Raw genomic sequence first — 18,689 nt, 5'->3', positions numbered from 1 at the left:
AAAGGATTTCATTAACACCGTTTATAAGACGCTGTATGAAATCCTTTTTATATAATAATTAATATTGCTATTGAGGTATTTGTTCACTTACAATCGTTTGTTCATTTAAATCAATGTATGAACAAGTACCTGCATTAATATCAATATCCCATTTATATATACCAGCTTGTGCCATTTCTTCACAAAAAGTAGGGAAATCTGTATACCCATTTTGGTGACGTTTAAGTATATCTTTGACGCTACTAGAATGAGAAGACGTTGCCACTTCATGTGTCGCTTTAACACCATTTGTAGTAATCGTTTGTTTCTCGGTATTAACATATGTTGATGTACCTTGTTGAATGTTAACGATGTTTGTTGTCATCCCCATATCTTTAAAAGCTTTAAATAGCTTTGGAAAATCTGGTCCAGTATATTTACTATGTGCATCTTGAATCGCTTTTAATGTAAATTCCATTTTAGTCTCCTTTGGTTAAGTATTGTTATTATAAAATGGTAGGAATATAATAGCAAAATTTATGATCCATAATTAGTTCATGGAAAATAATTGAAAGTCATCATATAAAACGTTAAATTATAAAGTGGAATTGTCATTATACCCGTTTTGGGCATAATGAAGAAGGTATGTAAAATTTTAATTGCGTATTTGTTAAGAATTTGTAAATTGAATTGTAGTTATGTAAATTTTGTGATATTTTCAAGTAGGAACAAAACGCAATTTATTTGAACGCAAACATCATTGCTTATAACTATGATTTACAAAATATTTACATAATGAAAAAGTGAATCTCCTTTTTTCTGAAAATTGTAAATGTGTTCCACATATCTTATGGAGTAAAAATTTATGAATGTGATTGGTAACAATCGCTCAAATGGAGGATTTTGAATGTTTAGTAAGAAAAAAGATAAGTTCATGGTTCAGTTAGAGGAAATGGTTTTCAATCTTGACCGTGCTGCAATCGAGTTTGGAAAAATGGATTTCAACACACACTTAGATTTAAAAGCATATTCTGACAATATCAAAACTTACGAATCTCATGGTGACGAATTAATGCATCAAGTGATTACTGATTTAAACCAGACTTTTATCACGCCAATTGAACGTGAAGATATTTTATCTTTATGTAACGCAATTGATGATGTATTAGATGCTATGGAAGAAACTTCAGGAATGTTTGAAATGTATTCAATTGAATATACAGATGAATTCATGGCTGAATTTGTTGATAATATTCAAAAAGCAGTAGCAGAAATGAAACTTGCTGTAGGTTTATTAGTAGATAAAAAATTATCTCACATGCGTATTCACTCAATTAATATTAAAGAGTTTGAAACGAACTGTGACGGTATCTTAAGACAATCTATAAAACATATCTTCAATAGTGAGACAGATCCAATCACATTAATTAAAATAAAAGATATTTATCAAAGCATGGAAGAAATTGCAGATAAATGCCAAACAGTCGCGAATAATTTTGAAACTATAATCATGAAAAATAGCTAAGGGAGTCCTCACTTATGGAATATATTTTAATCGTCACGATAGCTATAGTTATATTTTCATTAATATTTGACTTTATCAATGGTTTCCATGATACAGCCAATGCTGTAGCTACTGCCGTATCTACCAGAGCATTAACTCCAAGAACAGCCATTTTATTAGCGGCAGTCATGAACTTTATTGGTGCGTTAACATTTACTGGGGTTGCTGGTACAATCACTAAAGATATCGTTGACCCATTTAAATTACAACATGGGTTAGTCGTTGTTTTAGCAGCTATTATCGCAGCAATTGCATGGAACTTAATTACTTGGTTATATGGTATTCCAAGTTCATCATCACACGCATTAATCGGTTCAATTGCAGGTGCAGCGATTGCATCTGAAGGATCATTTGGAGTATTACATTATCAAGGATTTACTAAAATTATTATTGTATTAATTGTGTCTCCAGTTATTGCATTTTGTGTTGGTTTTATTATGTACTCAATTGTTAAAGTAGTATTTAAAAACGCTAACTTAACACGTACTAATCGTAACTTTAGATTTCTTCAAATATTTACAGCAGCGTTACAATCATTTTCACATGGTACAAATGACGCTCAGAAATCAATGGGTATTATTACGTTAGCTTTAATCGTTGCTAATATCCAAAATGGTTCTAATGTTGAACCAGCATTATGGGTTAAAATGGCATGTGCTACAGCAATGGGTCTTGGTACTGCAATAGGTGGTTGGAAAATCATCAAAACTGTTGGTGGTAACATTATGAAAATTAGACCAGCTAATGGTGCAGCAGCTGACTTATCATCTGCCTTAACTATTTTCGTAGCATCATCATTACATTTCCCACTTTCAACAACACACGTTGTTTCTTCATCAATCTTAGGTGTTGGTGCTTCAAACCGTGCAAAAGGTGTTAGATGGAGCACAGCGCAACGTATGATAATTACTTGGGTAATAACATTACCAATTTCAGCTATATTAGCTGCGATTGTATACTTTATTATGCATTTCTTCTTAAAATAATATATAACATAGCGATATAAATCAGAAGGTTGGGATAATCATTAAAATATTTCCAACCTTCTTTTTTGTATACTTGAAAACTACCTATTGAATTAAAATAGTTGAATAGATACTTATAATTTTTAAGAGGTTAGGACAAATGGTATTAGATTTAGAGAAGAAATGAATGATGATTAAGAACTAATATTTATACTATGGGGTAGTAGTTCTTACAAAATGATTTATTCAACGTGGATATTTGTGATGTTTCTTAAATATTGTCGAATTGAGAAGTATGCTCAACTTGCGTTGCTTGCAGCATTTCTCTTTAGAATACTCTATGTTAGGTCTCTTCTAAGGGAACTACTGCTTTTGGAAAACGTTAATTTGATTTCCAAAGCATTAGAACTTTATGTATCAACTTCATAATAATTGTATATCTATTAAGATAAGACAAAAAAACTACCAACAAAAATTAAACTTTGTTGGTAGTTTTATAAATATATATCAATATTTAAGTATTTAATTAATGAATAAATGAATAGCTTGATACTTCTGAAGCTGGAATTGTACGGTAATCTGTATTGTATGGTCCATTAGTATAATTCATTTCTGAAATTAAGATACTACCGTCACCATTAACACGTTCAACATACGCAACATGACCATAAACGCCAGGAACACTTTGCATAATAGCGCCTACTTCAGGTGAATGGTCTACTTGATAACCATCATTAGCTGCATTAGTAGCCCAGTTTTTAGCATCTGACCAGTATGTGCTGATAGGTTTACCGGCTTGAGAACGACGATCGAAGACGTACCAAGTACATTGTCCTTCAGTATATAAGTTTTGGTGATTGAAAGAAGGTGATTGTGTGCTTGTATTGCCTGTAGTAGCAGTAGCACTACCAGATCCAGCACCAGCGCCACCTGCACCTGAACCACCATTAGGAATTTTTAACGTTTGGTTTGGTGTAATTAAATAACCATTTAAGTTATTCGCTGACATTAATTCATTTACTGATACGCCATATTTATTAGCAATAATGTTTAATGATTCGCCAGATTTTACTGTATGTGTTGAAGGTGAACCAGATTGTGAAGAAGTGTTTGAATTAGAGCTTTGAGAAGCACTTTCACCTACTGATATGACTTGTCCAGGGAATACCATATTATTATCTAAATTGTTATTTTGTTTTATACTATCAACAGAAGTATTATATTTCTGAGCAATAGTCCATAATGATTCTCCTGACTGAACTTTATGTTGAGTAGAAGCTTCGGCATCGTGGTGAGAAAGTGCTGCTGCTGCGCCTGAAGCGGCTGTTACTGCAAAGGCTAACTTTTTCAAAGTGACTCCTCCTTAAATTTGCTTTAATTATTAGCATAGAAATGAATGATTACTATGTATAATTGCTTTTTCGTTTTTCACTACGCTACCCATACTAACAAAAATATAGGGCTTTGTGTGGTTTGTTATTATCTTGTAATGTTGTTAACAATTAGAAATTGAATTATTTTTAAACAATAAATGCTGATACGACAGTTTTGAAGACGATTTTTAAATGAAAATTTTAATATAGAAGTTTGATAAATTGTAACAAAGTGTATAATTAGTATAGAATGTTGACTAATTCTATCGATTTAGTTATTGTCGCGTTTTAAAGATAATTTATAAATGTAAAATCAACGCATTAATGTAAACATTACATGAAGGAGCAAAACCATATGTCACAAACTACACAGCACACAAGTAAAACAAAAGATAAACAACGGTCACATGCATATGCAAAAGTATGGCTATTCTTTATGTATTATTGGATTATCTTCGGAATAGGATGTTATTTCGGACAATACTTACCAATGGAATGGAGAAGACCTTTATCTTTAGCCTTAATGGTCTTAGTGTTAATCACTTTAGTATTCCAACGTGCACGTAAGTATGGCATTGTCATTTCTCATATATATGCTGTTATATTAGGTCTTTTATCATATGCCATGTTCACAAGTTATTTACAAAACCTTGGTCCAGACGTATTTTATAAGAATATTATATTAGCAATTGGTGCATTTATTGCCTTTGGTATTGTTGGTTTCTTTCTAATTAATGATGCTTCTAGTATGGGACGTTATTTATTTGTCACATTATTAGCGCTTATTATTGCAAGTATTATCGGAATATTCATTCATAATCCAATTTTTCACACAGTTATTACAGTAGTAAGCTTATTATTATTTCTACTATATACACTTTATGATTTTAATAGAATGAAACGAGGACAATTTTCTCCAAGGGAAATGGGTTTCAATTTGTTTATTAACTTATTAAATATCATTAAAGATATATTAAGATTGGCAAATCGATTTCGATAAAAAAATACCATTTAAGACAAAGATGTTGACGTGATACTCATTGTTTTGATTCAAAATTATTCCTTTTTATTCTTTAATATGAGTTATAAGGAAATAAACGTCACATCTTTTTTTATTAAATATATTTATATTTCTTTATTACTTAATTATTTATATATATATAAACAAGTATATTTTTTGTCTGCATGTTATAATTGCGTTAAATTGTTTAGATTAAGAATTTAGAATAATAATTAAGTTTAGAAGATGTATTGGTTTTACTAGAAAAGAGAGGGAGAGTTATGCCAAATTCTTACTTGCGTATACTTTCTAATGTCGAATATCCAACGACAAGGTGCCAGGATGGTATTATTTTATTTTGGCCAATAGAAGGTGATATGCATATTCAAAAATTTCGTAAACAAAAGACGATTAATAACGAGATCTATATTATTAACAATGCTGATGTATTTAGTTTAAATACTAATGGCAAAGTTATTATGCTTTATTTAACCAGTGATTGGTTCGCTGAACAAAATTTTTCATTTTTTGATTTTCAATATACAGCCAATTTGATTAAATCTTCTAATAAACTTAAAGACTTAGTTTTACAGTTAGTACTTAGAAATATTAATGAAGACTATCGAGAGGTACTTGACGAATTAACGACTAAAATAGTTCAGATTATAGGTACAGAAGCAAAAGTTGATAAGAGTATAGCAATCGATCAATATAATTATACGTATTATAATGATTTGAAAGAAGAATTAGAATATATAGATAACCATATTGAACAAAGACTGACATTAAAAGATATTTCTACTGAACTTTTCACATCAAAATCAAATATTTCTTCCCAGTTTCATCAATTAATAGGTATGGGCTTCAAAAGATATGTTGATACTCTGAAAATTAACAAATCAATTGAGTTATTACTAACAACTAATAAAACGATTAGTCATATTAGTGACATTTTAGGATTTAGTAGTATGTCAACATTTTCAAAAATGTTCAAAGGGTACTTAGGTGTGACACCTAACGATTATCGAAAACTTTCAAAATATGATAAGAATATTATGTTTAAGATAAATATAGATACTGATGAAGATTCAGAATCTTTAAAACCTTATATTGAAAAATTAGTAGAACAACATAAGATCGAAAAATATGAAGATATACAATTAGATGAAGGAAAGATAAAGAAAGCTAAATCGTTTCAAAGCGTGATTCAAATTCAAACGATAGAAGAATTAAAATATACCTTCCTTTATAACAAGTTAGATAAATTTGAATTTTCAAGAACAGAAGTTATTTTTTATATCGTTCCTACACTTTCAGAAATCTGTAATGAAATGACGTATGAAGATAAACGAAATATTGTAGAAATTATTATCAAAAAAGGGTTGAGAGTCGCTTTTAATATTGATAGTTATAAAGTTATCGATAGTATAGGTGTTTGTTTTAGCGATGTGCTACTCAAACTTAAGAATAGTAAGCAGGACATACCTTATCCATACGAAGTTATTTCAGTCTTTAATTTGGATGATAAAGAAATTCGTGAAATCTATAAAGATATTATTAAGTTTCAGGATTTAAATATTAATCATGTCATCGGTTTAGATATATCATGTTTAATAGATGATCCAGTGATGCTTAAAGCAATAGAATCTCAAATTAAAAGACTAAAATTTGAATATCTATTTATTGATAATGAGAAACTAACTACCTCTTACTTAACAGAGGGAAATGGAAGATTATTATTAAAAAATGAAATTCAAATAAAAAATCTAAAGGCAATAATAAATGAAGTTGATTTTGTGAAAGAGAAGATGTTTTTATTAAATGTAGAAAATCATCAGTTAATTAATGATAAGCATAATGATTTAAGTAATAGTGCTCCTTTAATCATTGAAACAATATCGTCCTTAACAGAATCTTTTACAGGTTTAGGTTTCAATCTATTTCATAATCCCAATCATTTTAATGCATTGCATTTATTTGATGCAAAAGGTTTTAAGACGACATTTGGATTAATATTTAATGAAATATCTATTTTGTTTAATCGAGATTTTGTGGATGCTAGCTACTATAAGAAAGTAGAGTTAGAAGATCGATATGTATTGTATTTATACGATTGGAGAGTCATCGAAAATGAATCTGCTGACGAAGAGTACGGAGATAGCAATGTATATATCAGTTTCAATGAAATGCCAACATATAAAAACCATTTAATTTTCATAGGAAAGATAAATAGTTATAGCGGCAATCTTAATCATTTAATTTCAAAAGATTTAAGAAATAAGTATGAATGGACGAGTCAATTTTTAGATACAGTTGATTACTACTTTAAACCTAAAATTGAAATTATTGAACATGATTTTACCCAATGTTCACTAGAAATTAACTTAGGCTATAATTCATTTTATATGATTACAATTTTCAAGGAAGAATATAAAGTGAAAAAGACATTGCACAACTCAATTTAAATTTATCGGTAATTTTGACAACAGATTAAAAACAAATAGGAAAGACAGATTTTTAGATATTTAGGATAATGTTGTTATATGTTGTCTGTTTATATTTGGGGGTGCAAGTCTTTTGAATAAAGAAAAGTTAGAAAAGTTATTTGAATTTTATAAACAATATAAAGCATTGTCTGAATATATAGATCAAAAATATAAATTGACTCTTAATGATTTAGCAGTACTAGACTTGGCAGAAAAAAATTGTCAAAAAGATCAAATGTTAATGCAAACATTTTTAAAAATTGCTATTTCAGAATTAGAATTGAGTAGAACTAAATTATTAGTATCAATTCGTAAACTGATTGAAAAAGGTAAGTTAAATAAAGTCAGATCGACAGAAGATGAAAGAAAAATATATTTATATATGAACCAAGACAACATGAAAGAATTTAATGCTTTATTCGATGATGTTGAAGAATATTTAAATATTTAGAATTCTACATATAAGTTAGTTCCTAATTGATAGGAGCTAATTTTTTTTATGCTTTATTTTACTTTGTACTTTATGAACGGTGAGGTTTATTCTTAATGATATATTGATACAATGTAAGAGGTATATTAACGACTAAAAATCATGTATAATATAGAATGTTAATTATAGAGAATGAAAGCGAGATGACCATAATGGGACGTAAGTGGAATAATATTAAAGAAAAAAAGGCTCAAAAAGATAAAAATACAAGTAGAATATATGCCAAATTCGGTAAAGAAATATATGTGGCAGCTAAATCAGGTGAACCCAATCCTGAATCTAACCAAGCCTTACGTTTAGTATTAGAACGTGCTAAAACATATTCAGTACCTAATCACATCATTGATAAAGCAATAGATAAAGCTAAAGGTGCTGGAGAAGAAAACTATGATCAGTTAAGATATGAAGGTTTTGGTCCTAGTGGTTCAATGATTATTGTTGATGCGCTTACAAATAATGTGAATAGAACTGCTTCAGACGTACGAGCTGCTTTTGGTAAAAATGGCGGTAATATGGGTGTATCTGGATCAGTAGCATATATGTTTGACCATACTGCTACTTTCGGTATTGAAGGTAAATCAGCAGACGAAGTATTAGAAGAATTAATGGAACAAGATGTTGATGTTAGAGATGTCATTGATGATGATGGTTTAACAATTGTTTATGCGGAACCAGATCAATTTGCTCAAGTTCAAGATGCATTACGTCAATCTGGTGTTGAAGATTTCAAAGTTGCTGAGTTTGAAATGTTACCTCAAACAGATATTGAATTATCACCAGAAGACCAAGAAACTTTTGAAAAACTTGTAGATGCATTGGAAGACTTGGAAGATGTTCAAAATGTATTCCATAATGTGGATTTAAAATAATGAAAAACGCACAGTATTGGATTGATTCGTTGAATTTAACCCCTCATCCAGAAGGTGGTTATTTCAAAGAAAGTATACGTCAACCATCAACAGAGACAAATAGAGCTGCATTTAGCAGTATATACTTTTTGTTAACACCCAATGATATTTCACATTTCCATCGTATAGATGCAGATGAGGTTTGGTATTATCATGATGGTCAATCATTAACGATTCATATGATTACACCTGATGGTAAATATGAATCTGTGCAGTTAGGACCTAATATAGAAGATGGTGAGGTAATGCAATATACAGTTCCAAAAAGAACAATATTCGCATCTTCACTTGAACATGATGAAGGATTTTGTTTAGTAGGTTGTATGTGTCAGCCGGCATTTGAATATGAACAATTTGAGTTGTTTGAAAGAAATGAATTAAATCAAATGTATCCTGAACATCAAACTGTAATAGATAAATATGCATTAAAACATAAATAATTAAATAATTGCATTCAGCATACCTATGTGAAATAGATTAGTTCACATAGGTATCTTTTTTTATACTTTTAATTAACAAAATATTGTAAATATGAATAATGTAAAATTGATATTTATGTGTAATCATTATATATATTAGGATTCATATTAAATTAAATCATAGTAATTTAGTCGTTTTAAAGTAAATTTTCTCGATATGTAGTAGAATATAGTTAAATGAATTCACGAAAATATGACCTAATTTAGCATATGATGACATAATAGAACCATTTTTATATAATGAAAACAAGGAGTTGGTGACTGTGAAAGTAAAATATATAGACAAACGTCACTGGCGTCGCCTGATCGAGAGAGAATATACAGAGGTTAAAGTTAATAATAATAGATTTAAAGGTATTATAGGCTTGGTCACGATGAAGAAAGTACGTGAACCTTTAGAGGTGACGGTAGTTGGTCAAAATATAATAGTCGCAGATGATAATTATAAATGGTTACAAATATTACCGGAAAAAAAGAGATATAGTTTAACCGTTATGTTTGATGATAAGGGGAATCCATTAGAATACTATTTTGATATCAATATTAAAAATATTACTCAAAAAGGAAATGCACGTACTCTAGATTTATGCTTAGATGTATTGGTATTACCTGATGGTTCATACGAGTTAGTTGATGAAGATGATTTATTATTTGCATTACAAAATGGGCAAATTAGCCAAAAACAATATCATGAAGCATATATTATTGCACATCAATTAATGATTGAAATAGTTGAAAACTTTGATGATGTTCAAAGTAAAGTTATGAAATGTTATCACAAAATAAATCAAAAATATAAGAAAAATAAACACAATCATCCATTTAAAAATAAAAAGCCACAGCGAGTTAAACAACACGATAAAAAATAAGAATGATTTTCTCAAACAAAATAAATATAACAAACATCATTGATTATAGGATTTTACGGAAACGGTATATTTTAGGGGGACACTATGAAAATTGATGATTATCGTTTATTAATAACATTAGACGAAACAAAAACATTACGTAAAGCAGCAGAAATATTATATATTTCACAGCCAGCTGTCACACAACGGTTAAAAGCAATTGAAAGTTCATTTGGTGTAGACGTTTTTATTAGAACGAAAAAGCAACTCATAACAACAACTGAAGGTGCAATGATTATTGAACATGCACGCGATATGTTAAAGAGAGAGCGTTTATTCTTTGATAAAATGCAGGCGCATATTGGGGAAGTTAACGGAACGATCTCTATTGGTTGTTCTTCTTTAATAGGTCAAACACTATTACCAGAAGTATTAAGCTTATATAATACTCAATTTCCTAATGTTGAAATTCAGGTACAAGTTGGGTCTACTGAACAAATTAAGGCAAATCATAGAGACTATCACGTCATGATTACTAGAGGAAACAAAGTCATGAATTTATCCAACACACACTTATTTAATGACGATCATTATTTTATCTATCCTAAAGATAGACGTGAAGAGGTTGGAAAGTTGCCTTTTATAGAATTTCAAGCTGACCCAATTTATATAAATCAAATTAAACAATGGTATAACGATAATTTAGAACAAGACTATCATGCGACCATTACCGTTGACCAAGTTGCCACTTGTAAAGAAATGCTAATTAGTGGTGTGGGTGTAACTATATTACCTGAAATAATGATGAAAAATATTGATAAAAATATGTTTGGATTTGAAAAAGTGACGATTGATAATGATCCACTTATTCGTTCGACTTATATGAGTTATGATCAAAGCATGTTACAGTTACCACAAGTAGATTCATTTGTTAATTTAATGTTGAACTTTATACGTTAAATAAGATGAGTTGATTCATATAATGAATAGAGGTTAGTCATATGTTTAAAGAATTACTATATATAAAGAATTATAAGTTGTTTGTTTTGAACATGTTGTTATTAGGTATGGGTATCGCTGTAACAGTACCCTACCTTGTTTTGTTTGCGACAAAGGATTTAGGTATGACCACCAAACAGTATGGTGTGTTACTAGCATTAGCAGCTATAAGCCAATTTACAGTTAATTCGATTATTGCAAGATTTTCAGATACTCATAACATAAATAGAAAATATCTTATAATTACAGCATTAATGATGGGAGCAATTAGCTTTTCCATTTATTTCTTTGTAAAAGATATCTTATTATTTATAATCCTTTATGCTTTATTCCAAGGTTTATTCGCTCCGGCAATGCCACAACTTTATGCATCTGCGAGAGAATCTATTAACGTTTCAAGTTCGCGTAAAAATGCTAAATTTGCTAATACAGTATTACGTTCAATGTTCTCACTAGGCTTCTTATTTGGTCCATTTATTGGCGCGCAACTAATTGAATTGAATGGTTACTCAGGTTTATTTGGCGGAACAGTTTCTATTATTTTATTTACATTAATTTTACAAGTGTTCTTCTATAAAAATTTAAACATCAAACAACCTATTACTCAACAACAACACGTTGAGAAGGTAGCGCCTAATATGTTCAAAGATAAGACACTATTGATCCCGTTTTTAGCTTTTATTTTATTACATATTGGACAATGGATGTATACAATGAACATGCCTTTATTCGTAACTGATTATCTTCACGAAAAGGAAGGCTACGTCGGTTATTTAGCAAGTTTATGTGCAGGTTTAGAAGTACCTTTTATGGTCGTTTTAGGCGTATTATCTACAAAACTCCCGACACGTACGTTACTTATTTATGGTGGTATATTCGGCGGGGCTTTCTATTTTAGTATTAGTTTATTTAAAAATTTCTATATGATGTTGATTGGTCAATTATTTTTAGCCTTTTTCTTAGCTATATTATTAGGAATTGGCATAAGCTACTTCCAAGATATTTTACCGGATTTCCCAGGTTATGCTTCAACATTATTTGCCAACGCAATGGTTATTGGGCAGTTATGTGGTAACTTATTAGGTGGTATGATGAGTGGATGGGTTGGCTTGGAAAATGTTTTCTATGTGTCAGCAGGATCATTGTTCTTAGGGATTATATTAATCTTTTTAACGAAAGATCAAAAAATTACTATATCAGATATGGAGTAGTTAATAATGACGGTATTATTATGGAGTTTAATTACAATTGCATTTATTTTAGCTTTTGTCGGTTTAGTTAAACCGGTCATTCCTTCAGTTTTAGTCTTATGGGTAGGTTTTCTTATTTATCAATTTGGATTTCACAACGGAAGGTTATCTTGGGTGTTCTATATCGCAATGGTTATTTTTACCATTTTGATATTCTTAGCTGATTTTCTAATGAATAAATACTTTGTTGGAAAATATGGTGGATCTAAATTTGGTGAATATGGGGCTATTATTGGCGTGATCATTGGATGCTTTGTAGTTCCGCCATTTGGTATTATCATTGTACCGTTTGTACTTGTACTTATTATCGAGTTAATACAAGGGTATGATTTGAAAAAAGCGATTAAAGTAAGCTGTGGATCGATTATTGCGTTTTTAGCCAGTACAATTGCTCAAGCTATTGTGATTTTTATTATGGTGATATGGTTTATTGTAGATGTTTTTATATTAAATTAGTGAGAATAAATAAATAAGAAGGCAATTTCTATAATTATTAGTAGAAATTGCCTTCTTATTTATTTCAAAGATGTTAAATTCAATTAGAAAATGTGGCCATCAATTCGTGAACATTACATAATCGTATTTGAATTTTTATTAAAATAGTGATGATCAATATAAAATGAAATAGGTGTGATAATGGCGGAAATAATAATAAATGACCAATTACTAACATTGATATAAGGACCAAATGCTAAAAAGGATTGAGGTATAAAAAATACATAAAACAATGCGACAATTAATAGCGCAATTACGGCATAAGTTAATAACCATACCCAATTTGAATTATTAAAGCATTGTAACTGAATCGTTTTAAATATCATCCATATAAATAAGAAAATGATAAATAAGCCAACTATCACTGTAATAGGAAATGTATATAGATAAAGATAGTTACTATCTCCACCAATAAAGAAACCTATAAACCCTTTTAAGAAACAGAAAATACCAATTAGTAATACGAAATGTTGATAAATATATTTAAAGATATTCTTTACTGTTTCATTTGGAAGTTCTTTTAATTGCTTTTTGGCATGCATTTTAGGATTATGGTTAAAGAATTCCATAGCTAACATACCTTTACCTTCTGCACTGATTAAGTGTTTTAATATGCGATTCAACATCACTTCTGAATCATGTGGGTTTACACTTAAATCAGAACGAATATATATCATGTAGTTTTCAAAAATTTCTCTATCCGTATTATTTAAACGTAAAGACTTCACATTATTCTCTTTAGCTAATTGAGCTGTAGACTTCATGAGTGCATAAGCGCTCCTTTAAAAATAATTTTAAGTAAGACTTACCAATACATTAAATTGATAATTTTATTATGCTTAATCATACCATAGAAATACAATGATTATAATATGAAATACAGGAGTAAATGATGAGACAGTTGAATTTGAGTAATCAAAAGTTAATTAACGAGGTAGCAACGATACACGAAAAATTATTAGAATCTCAAGAAGCAAATTATAAAGCAACAAGTACATCGATTGCATTAAGAATTGAAATGATTAATGCTAGATTACGGCATTGCCAAGATATGATATTAATAATTGAAGATAATCAAGAACTACAAGCATTAATTTGGGGGCATTTTGAAAAACAAACTAAGGTTGTGACAATTGAATTATTGTTTGTATATCCTAAATATCGGCGTCAAGGTTTTGCACGACAATTAAAGTTAGCACTAGAAGATTGGGCCATGAAAGAAGGGGCCCAAACAATACAAAGTACAATAAATACGAAAAATCAAGCTATGTTAAACTTGAATCACCAAATAGGCTATGAAGATACACATATTAAAATGAAGAAAGATTTAAAGTAGAAAAATGATTAAATTATTATTTTATGATAAAATGAATTATATTTATAACTGTTTTTAAAGGAGTTTAACATGAAAAAGTGGATTGTATTATTTTTATCTGCAACGCTAATGTTATCCGCATGTGGCAAAAGTCAGGAGAAAGCGACATTAGAAAAGAGTGTAGATAAATTAGAAAAAGAAAACAAATCATTAAAATCACAAAAGAAAAAGTTAAATAAACAAAAAGACGATTTAAAAGATAAACAAGATAAATTACAAAAAGAAGTTGATAACTCTGCTTCAAGTCAATCAATTAGTTCTGATAATAGTGATGATAAGGATACTAATAAAAGCGAGAAGAATAAAACATCTTCTAATTAAGAACAAAATTAAAGAAGTAACAAATTTTAAATCAGAACAGAACCAGCAATAAATCTAATCAAAAGCATCATCTTCAACAGAATAGAATATGATATGATTAAAATATCAACTTAATATCGTCTTGAACGTAAAGTTTGATATACGAAAAAAATGGGTATCGTAATGGATAAATATATATAATAAAAATAAACTATAAAGATTAATATGATTATTGTCATCATTTTCAAAAATGTGAAGAGGAGAGAAGAGCCATGCATGAACAAGATTTTAGTATTTTAGAGGGAAAAGCGCTAACGCTACCAGAATTAGGTAGAGAATTAGAAAATATTACAGGTAGACATGTTGTTGATTCTACAGGTGAAATTAAACGTGTAATTGCGCACTTGCCTAATTTTGAATCAGATACAGATACATTTGTTGCAACATATCACTTAGATCATCAGAATGATTTTATTGATGCTACATTTACAGCACCAAAAAATCAACGTGATCATTTAAAAGAAATTCCAGTTAATATTGAACTTATCAGTTATATAACTAAAAGCTAAATCAAAATTTTAATAAACGAATTATAGCGCGATGTGAATCTTACTGTTTCATAGCGCGTTAATTTTATTATAAAATGTATATAATGATGTATTTACGTAGTAATGGAGTGTAAAAAATGGTTGTTTATATTGAAACTGAGCGCTTGAAATTACGAGATTGGGAAGAAAAAGACTTATTACCTTTTCAAAAAATGAATGCTAACCCACAAGTCAGAAGATATTTCCCAAGTTTATTGAGTTATCGTCGTTCTGAATTAGATATGAAAAAAATGGACCAAATTATTAAAGATTATGGTATTGGTCTATTCTCAGTAGAGCTGAAAGAAACGAATGAATGGCTTGGCTTTATAGGATTAAACTATATTCCTAAAGATAGTGAGTATCCATTTAAAGAATTACCACTTTATGAAATAGGGTGGCGTCTGATTCCTGAAGTTTGGGGAAATGGTATTGCCACTGAAGGTGCAGAAGCGGTACTTAAATTTGCTAAAGAAAAAGACATTTCTAAAGTCTATAGTTTTACTGCTGAAACAAACCTATCTTCAAGAAAAGTCATGGAAAAAATAGGAATGTCATTTTATGATCATTTTGAATTCCCTAACTTGAGTAAGTATCATCCTTTGAAAAGACATGTGAGATATGTGATTGATTTAGATAAATAATTGAAGTAACCCCACTAGAAATTATTTTTTGAATAAATTCTAGTGGGGTATTTTGGTTTTAACAGAAATTATTTAATCATAAGTACGAACGCCTAAAGGTTTATAATTGAGTAAACCTTCAAGTAACGCTTCTTTAGTATCGAAGAGTGGAGCGAGTTGACGATATTTTTCATCAATAAATCCTTCTTTAATCATATGATCGATTAACCCTTGTAATGGTTCAAAGAAACCATTGATATTGTATACGCCAATTGGTTTTTGATGAATACCAATTTGAGCCCAACTATACATTTCAAAGAATTCTTCTAGTGAGCCGGCACCACCCGGAGCCATAACAAAAGCATCAGCAAGCTCAGTCATTTTATTTTTTCTTTCATGCATTGAATCCACTAAAATAAGTTCACTTACTTTTTGGCTAGTAATTTCTTTTTCATCAAGCATTTTTGGCATTACACCAATAGCTTTACCACCATGGTCTAAAACGCCATCTTGAATAGCGCCCATAATACCCACAGATCCAGCTCCGAAAACTAATTCGTAACCTTGCTCTGCCATATATTTACCTAGCTCATATGCTTCTTTAACGTATGTGTCATCTTTTCCTTTGCTTGCGCCACAATAAACTGCAATTTTCTTCATTATGTACCTCCATTAAAGTTGATGTAAAAGCTTATTAAATTGTTGTTCAAAGTGTTGTTTATCCTGTTTCGTAAATGGGGGAGGTCCTTTATGTCTGCCTCCTTGCTTACGAATTTGAGCATTAATATAACGTTGGTCTAGCAATTGCTGAATGTTATCATTACTAAATACAAATCCTTTATGGTGCATGACATACTTTACTTTGTTGAGTAATAGACTAGCCAGACCATAATCTTGTGTAATAACGATATCTTCTGAAGATGATAATTGGACAATTTTATAGTCTACCGATTCAGGGCCATCATCCACATAGACAGTATTTACATGTTTAGGTTCAATTTGATTTGAGAAGTGACTAAAACTACGTATAATTGTAACAAAAATGCCTGTCCCTTGTGTTAAATCAATCACTGAATTAACAACTGGACAAGCATCTCCGTCAATAATAATGCGTGTCATGAAAGATTAAGCCTCATTATTATTTTCTTTATTTTGTTTAACTACACTTTTAGCTGTGTAATCTTTATATTTTTTAAATTCTTTTTTTCTAGATTTGTCGGCTTCTTCACGTAGTTTATCTTCTTCTTTATGGCGTTTTTCGATTTGTTTTTGAAGCTTTTTCTCCATCTTTTTAGCTTCTTTACGATTTTCTTTTTCTAACTTTTCGCCTTTTTTCTCAGTTTTTTCATCAAGCTTACCTGGTGTTAATCCTACTTTTTCTTCGTATTTTTGAGTTTTCTTCATATCTTTAATACGTTGTTTTTCGTTTTCTTCACGTAGTTTATCTTCTTCTTTGTGACGTTTTTCAATATTTTTTTGAAGCTTTTTCTCCATTTTGTCTGCTTCTTTGCGATTTTGCTTCGCTAACTTTTCGCCTTTTTTCTCAATATAAGCTGGGTCATTTTCTTTAGCGATTTTTTTCAATTCACGTTTATTATCAAATTCTTGTTTCTTGTCACCAATGTATGTCTTAACGTCAGAAGTCTTGTTAGAAATAGCAGATGTTGTTTTAGATGCTGCTCTAGATGTAGCATCAGTCGCTTTTTTAACATCAGGATGATTTTTTATTTTTTTACGTTCTACGACTAACGGAACGATGATGATAGGTAAAACATTAATTGCTGTTTTTATGAGTTTCTTTTTGTCCATACTCGTTGCCTCCATTAATTTTTACTATTTTTATCCATACCCTATGATACATGAAAATAAACTACTGTTGGTAACAATAATGTACGAAATTTGGTTTGAAAGATAATTTTGTTGAAGGGCGTGATTTAAAATTAACATTGTATTATTTATTAATGTTAAGTAAGAAAAAAACCGTTGAGAAAAGTAACTTGTTCTCAACGGTAATTAGTCTTAAAAATGTTTAATTAGATACCTTTACCTATACCAAAACCGAAATAAAGGATAGCTATGACAACTACTAATATAATTCGATAAATTGCAAAAGGTACTAATTTGATTTTATTAATAAGATGTAAGAATGTTTTAATTGCTATTAAACCTACAATAAATGCAGCTAAGAAACCTAATAAATAAAATGGAATATGCGCTAAATGAATATATTCATAATGTTTCAATAAAGATAATCCGCTTGCTGCAAGCATGATTGGTACTGACATGATAAATGTGAAGTCAGATGCCGCTTTATGGTTCATTTTCATTAAGACACCAGTTGAAATCGTTGAACCAGAACGACTGAACCCTGGCCACATAGCAATGGCTTGAGAAATACCAATAACGAATGCTTGGAAATAATTAATTTGATCTACAGTTTGTGGATGAGTTACTTTTTCAGAATACTTATCAGCGATAATCATGTAGATTGCGCCTAGGAAAAGACCAATCATAACTGTTGGTACACTAAATAAATATTTTTCAATGACATCATCAAATAAGAAACCTAAAATACCAGCTGGAATCATACCTACTAAAACATGCATCAAATTCAATCTTTTTGGTTTTGAACGACGTCCAGTAGTCGCTTGTTGCTCAGGTTGATGTTTCCCAATATGTAATATTTCAAAGAAACGTTCTCTGAACACCCATGCTGCCGCAAATACAGAACCTAATTGAATAACAACTTTAAAAGTGAAAGCTGATTGCTCACCTAAAAATTTAGTGGACTTTAACCACATATCATCAACAAGAATCATATGTCCTGTAGAGGAAACAGGAGCAAATTCAGTTAGACCTTCTACGATACCTAAAATAAGCCCCTTGATTAATTCAAGTAATAACATAATGTACCTACTTTCATATATTAAATGTTTTTTTGACTATTTCAAATTCACCATATAATAAT

General features: G+C 29.9%; 22 protein-coding genes. 15 read left to right on the top strand and 7 right to left on the bottom strand.

The features are described 5' to 3' along the window. Window positions 1-67: 67 nt before the first annotated feature. Window positions 68-457: a DUF1398 domain-containing protein gene (locus NSQ15_RS10370; protein WP_070452566.1), complete on the bottom strand. Its 390-nt coding sequence runs from the start codon at window positions 455-457 to the stop codon at window positions 68-70. Window positions 458-886: 429 nt separating this feature from the next. Here NSQ15_RS10370 and NSQ15_RS10365 point away from each other — a divergent pair, with 429 nt between their 5' ends. Both NSQ15_RS10365 and NSQ15_RS10360 read left to right on the top strand, forming a co-directional pair. After that, the gene (locus tag NSQ15_RS10365) at window positions 887-1,504 is read left to right on the top strand and encodes a DUF47 domain-containing protein (protein WP_017637226.1); all 618 of its coding nucleotides are present in this window, start codon (window positions 887-889) and stop codon (window positions 1,502-1,504) included. Window positions 1,505-1,518: 14 nt separating this feature from the next. Continuing rightward, entirely contained in the window at window positions 1,519-2,529 is a 1,011-nt protein-coding gene (locus tag NSQ15_RS10360; RefSeq protein WP_017637227.1) for an inorganic phosphate transporter, read from the top strand. Window positions 2,530-3,034: 505 nt separating this feature from the next. Here the strand turns inward: NSQ15_RS10360 and NSQ15_RS10355 are convergent. Further along, window positions 3,035-3,859 (bottom strand): LysM peptidoglycan-binding domain-containing protein, encoded by an 825-nt coding sequence (locus NSQ15_RS10355; protein WP_340747144.1) that lies wholly within the window; start codon window positions 3,857-3,859, stop codon window positions 3,035-3,037. 377 nt (window positions 3,860-4,236) lie between these two features. Here NSQ15_RS10355 and NSQ15_RS10350 point away from each other — a divergent pair, with 377 nt between their 5' ends. The 9 genes from NSQ15_RS10350 to NSQ15_RS10310 all read left to right on the top strand — a co-directional run bounded on the left by NSQ15_RS10350 (window position 4,237) and on the right by NSQ15_RS10310 (window position 12,797). Then, window positions 4,237-4,881 carry a Bax inhibitor-1/YccA family protein gene (locus tag NSQ15_RS10350; protein WP_017637229.1) on the top strand — a complete coding sequence of 215 codons (645 nt, stop codon included), beginning with the start codon at window positions 4,237-4,239 and terminating at the stop codon, window positions 4,879-4,881. A 281-nt stretch (window positions 4,882-5,162) separates the two neighbouring features. After that, on the top strand, window positions 5,163-7,346 hold the full coding sequence (locus NSQ15_RS10345; RefSeq protein ID WP_217232528.1) for a helix-turn-helix domain-containing protein: 2,184 nt from the start codon (window positions 5,163-5,165) through the stop codon (window positions 7,344-7,346). Window positions 7,347-7,458: 112 nt separating this feature from the next. Then, window positions 7,459-7,818 (top strand): transcriptional regulator, SarA/Rot family, encoded by a 360-nt coding sequence (locus tag NSQ15_RS10340; RefSeq protein ID WP_046466428.1) that lies wholly within the window; start codon window positions 7,459-7,461, stop codon window positions 7,816-7,818. 191 nt (window positions 7,819-8,009) lie between these two features. Continuing rightward, complete coding sequence (locus NSQ15_RS10335) at window positions 8,010-8,726, top strand: YebC/PmpR family DNA-binding transcriptional regulator (RefSeq protein ID WP_026083539.1); 717 nt, start codon at window positions 8,010-8,012, stop codon at window positions 8,724-8,726. After that, window positions 8,726-9,205 carry a cupin domain-containing protein gene (locus tag NSQ15_RS10330; protein ID WP_017638416.1) on the top strand — a complete coding sequence of 160 codons (480 nt, stop codon included), beginning with the start codon at window positions 8,726-8,728 and terminating at the stop codon, window positions 9,203-9,205. The genes NSQ15_RS10335 and NSQ15_RS10330 overlap by 1 nt, the downstream gene beginning before the upstream one ends. Window positions 9,206-9,507: 302 nt before the next feature. Further along, entirely contained in the window at window positions 9,508-10,113 is a 606-nt protein-coding gene (locus NSQ15_RS10325) for a DUF402 domain-containing protein (protein ID WP_017638415.1), read from the top strand. A gap of 84 nt (window positions 10,114-10,197) precedes the next feature. Continuing rightward, window positions 10,198-11,052 (top strand): LysR family transcriptional regulator, encoded by an 855-nt coding sequence (locus NSQ15_RS10320; protein WP_017638414.1) that lies wholly within the window; start codon window positions 10,198-10,200, stop codon window positions 11,050-11,052. Between the two features lie 41 nt (window positions 11,053-11,093). Further along, window positions 11,094-12,302: a sugar efflux transporter gene (locus tag NSQ15_RS10315; RefSeq protein WP_017638413.1), complete on the top strand. Its 1,209-nt coding sequence runs from the start codon at window positions 11,094-11,096 to the stop codon at window positions 12,300-12,302. A 6-nt stretch (window positions 12,303-12,308) separates the two neighbouring features. Continuing rightward, window positions 12,309-12,797 carry a DUF456 domain-containing protein gene (locus NSQ15_RS10310; RefSeq protein ID WP_340747143.1) on the top strand — a complete coding sequence of 163 codons (489 nt, stop codon included), beginning with the start codon at window positions 12,309-12,311 and terminating at the stop codon, window positions 12,795-12,797. A 113-nt stretch (window positions 12,798-12,910) separates the two neighbouring features. On the opposite strand, the gene NSQ15_RS10305 is transcribed toward NSQ15_RS10310, so the two are convergent. Then, window positions 12,911-13,600 carry a DUF1129 family protein gene (locus NSQ15_RS10305; protein WP_017638411.1) on the bottom strand — a complete coding sequence of 230 codons (690 nt, stop codon included), beginning with the start codon at window positions 13,598-13,600 and terminating at the stop codon, window positions 12,911-12,913. A 128-nt stretch (window positions 13,601-13,728) separates the two neighbouring features. On the opposite strand from NSQ15_RS10305, the gene NSQ15_RS10300 reads away from it, so the two are divergent. The 4 genes from NSQ15_RS10300 to NSQ15_RS10285 all read left to right on the top strand — a co-directional run bounded on the left by NSQ15_RS10300 (window position 13,729) and on the right by NSQ15_RS10285 (window position 15,742). Further along, a complete protein-coding gene (locus NSQ15_RS10300; RefSeq protein WP_017638410.1) occupies window positions 13,729-14,172 on the top strand; it encodes a GNAT family N-acetyltransferase in 444 nt (147 codons plus the stop codon). A gap of 69 nt (window positions 14,173-14,241) precedes the next feature. Continuing rightward, window positions 14,242-14,532 (top strand): SA0632 family lipoprotein, encoded by a 291-nt coding sequence (locus NSQ15_RS10295; RefSeq protein WP_070452558.1) that lies wholly within the window; start codon window positions 14,242-14,244, stop codon window positions 14,530-14,532. Between the two features lie 251 nt (window positions 14,533-14,783). Beyond that, on the top strand, window positions 14,784-15,080 hold the full coding sequence (locus NSQ15_RS10290; protein WP_017638408.1) for a hypothetical protein: 297 nt from the start codon (window positions 14,784-14,786) through the stop codon (window positions 15,078-15,080). A gap of 116 nt (window positions 15,081-15,196) precedes the next feature. Then, entirely contained in the window at window positions 15,197-15,742 is a 546-nt protein-coding gene (locus NSQ15_RS10285; protein WP_029056437.1) for a GNAT family N-acetyltransferase, read from the top strand. Window positions 15,743-15,814: 72 nt separating this feature from the next. Here the strand turns inward: NSQ15_RS10285 and NSQ15_RS10280 are convergent, their stop codons facing one another. The 4 genes from NSQ15_RS10280 to NSQ15_RS10265 all read right to left on the bottom strand — a co-directional run bounded on the left by NSQ15_RS10280 (window position 15,815) and on the right by NSQ15_RS10265 (window position 18,627). Further along, entirely contained in the window at window positions 15,815-16,381 is a 567-nt protein-coding gene (locus NSQ15_RS10280; RefSeq protein ID WP_070452554.1) for an LOG family protein, read from the bottom strand. A 12-nt stretch (window positions 16,382-16,393) separates the two neighbouring features. Next, complete coding sequence (locus NSQ15_RS10275) at window positions 16,394-16,840, bottom strand: YaiI/YqxD family protein (protein ID WP_070452552.1); 447 nt, start codon at window positions 16,838-16,840, stop codon at window positions 16,394-16,396. Between the two features lie 6 nt (window positions 16,841-16,846). Then, window positions 16,847-17,530: a hypothetical protein gene (locus tag NSQ15_RS10270; protein ID WP_340747142.1), complete on the bottom strand. Its 684-nt coding sequence runs from the start codon at window positions 17,528-17,530 to the stop codon at window positions 16,847-16,849. 224 nt (window positions 17,531-17,754) lie between these two features. Continuing rightward, window positions 17,755-18,627 carry an undecaprenyl-diphosphate phosphatase gene (locus NSQ15_RS10265; protein ID WP_017638403.1) on the bottom strand — a complete coding sequence of 291 codons (873 nt, stop codon included), beginning with the start codon at window positions 18,625-18,627 and terminating at the stop codon, window positions 17,755-17,757. Window positions 18,628-18,689: the final 62 nt, after the last annotated feature.

The organism is Staphylococcus sp. FSL W8-0774, from assembly GCF_038006785.1.
Lineage (GTDB): Bacteria > Bacillota > Bacilli > Staphylococcales > Staphylococcaceae > Staphylococcus > Staphylococcus pasteuri.
The sequence above is the reverse complement of the archived record's forward strand: the minus strand, read 5'-3'. Positions and strand labels throughout refer to the sequence as shown.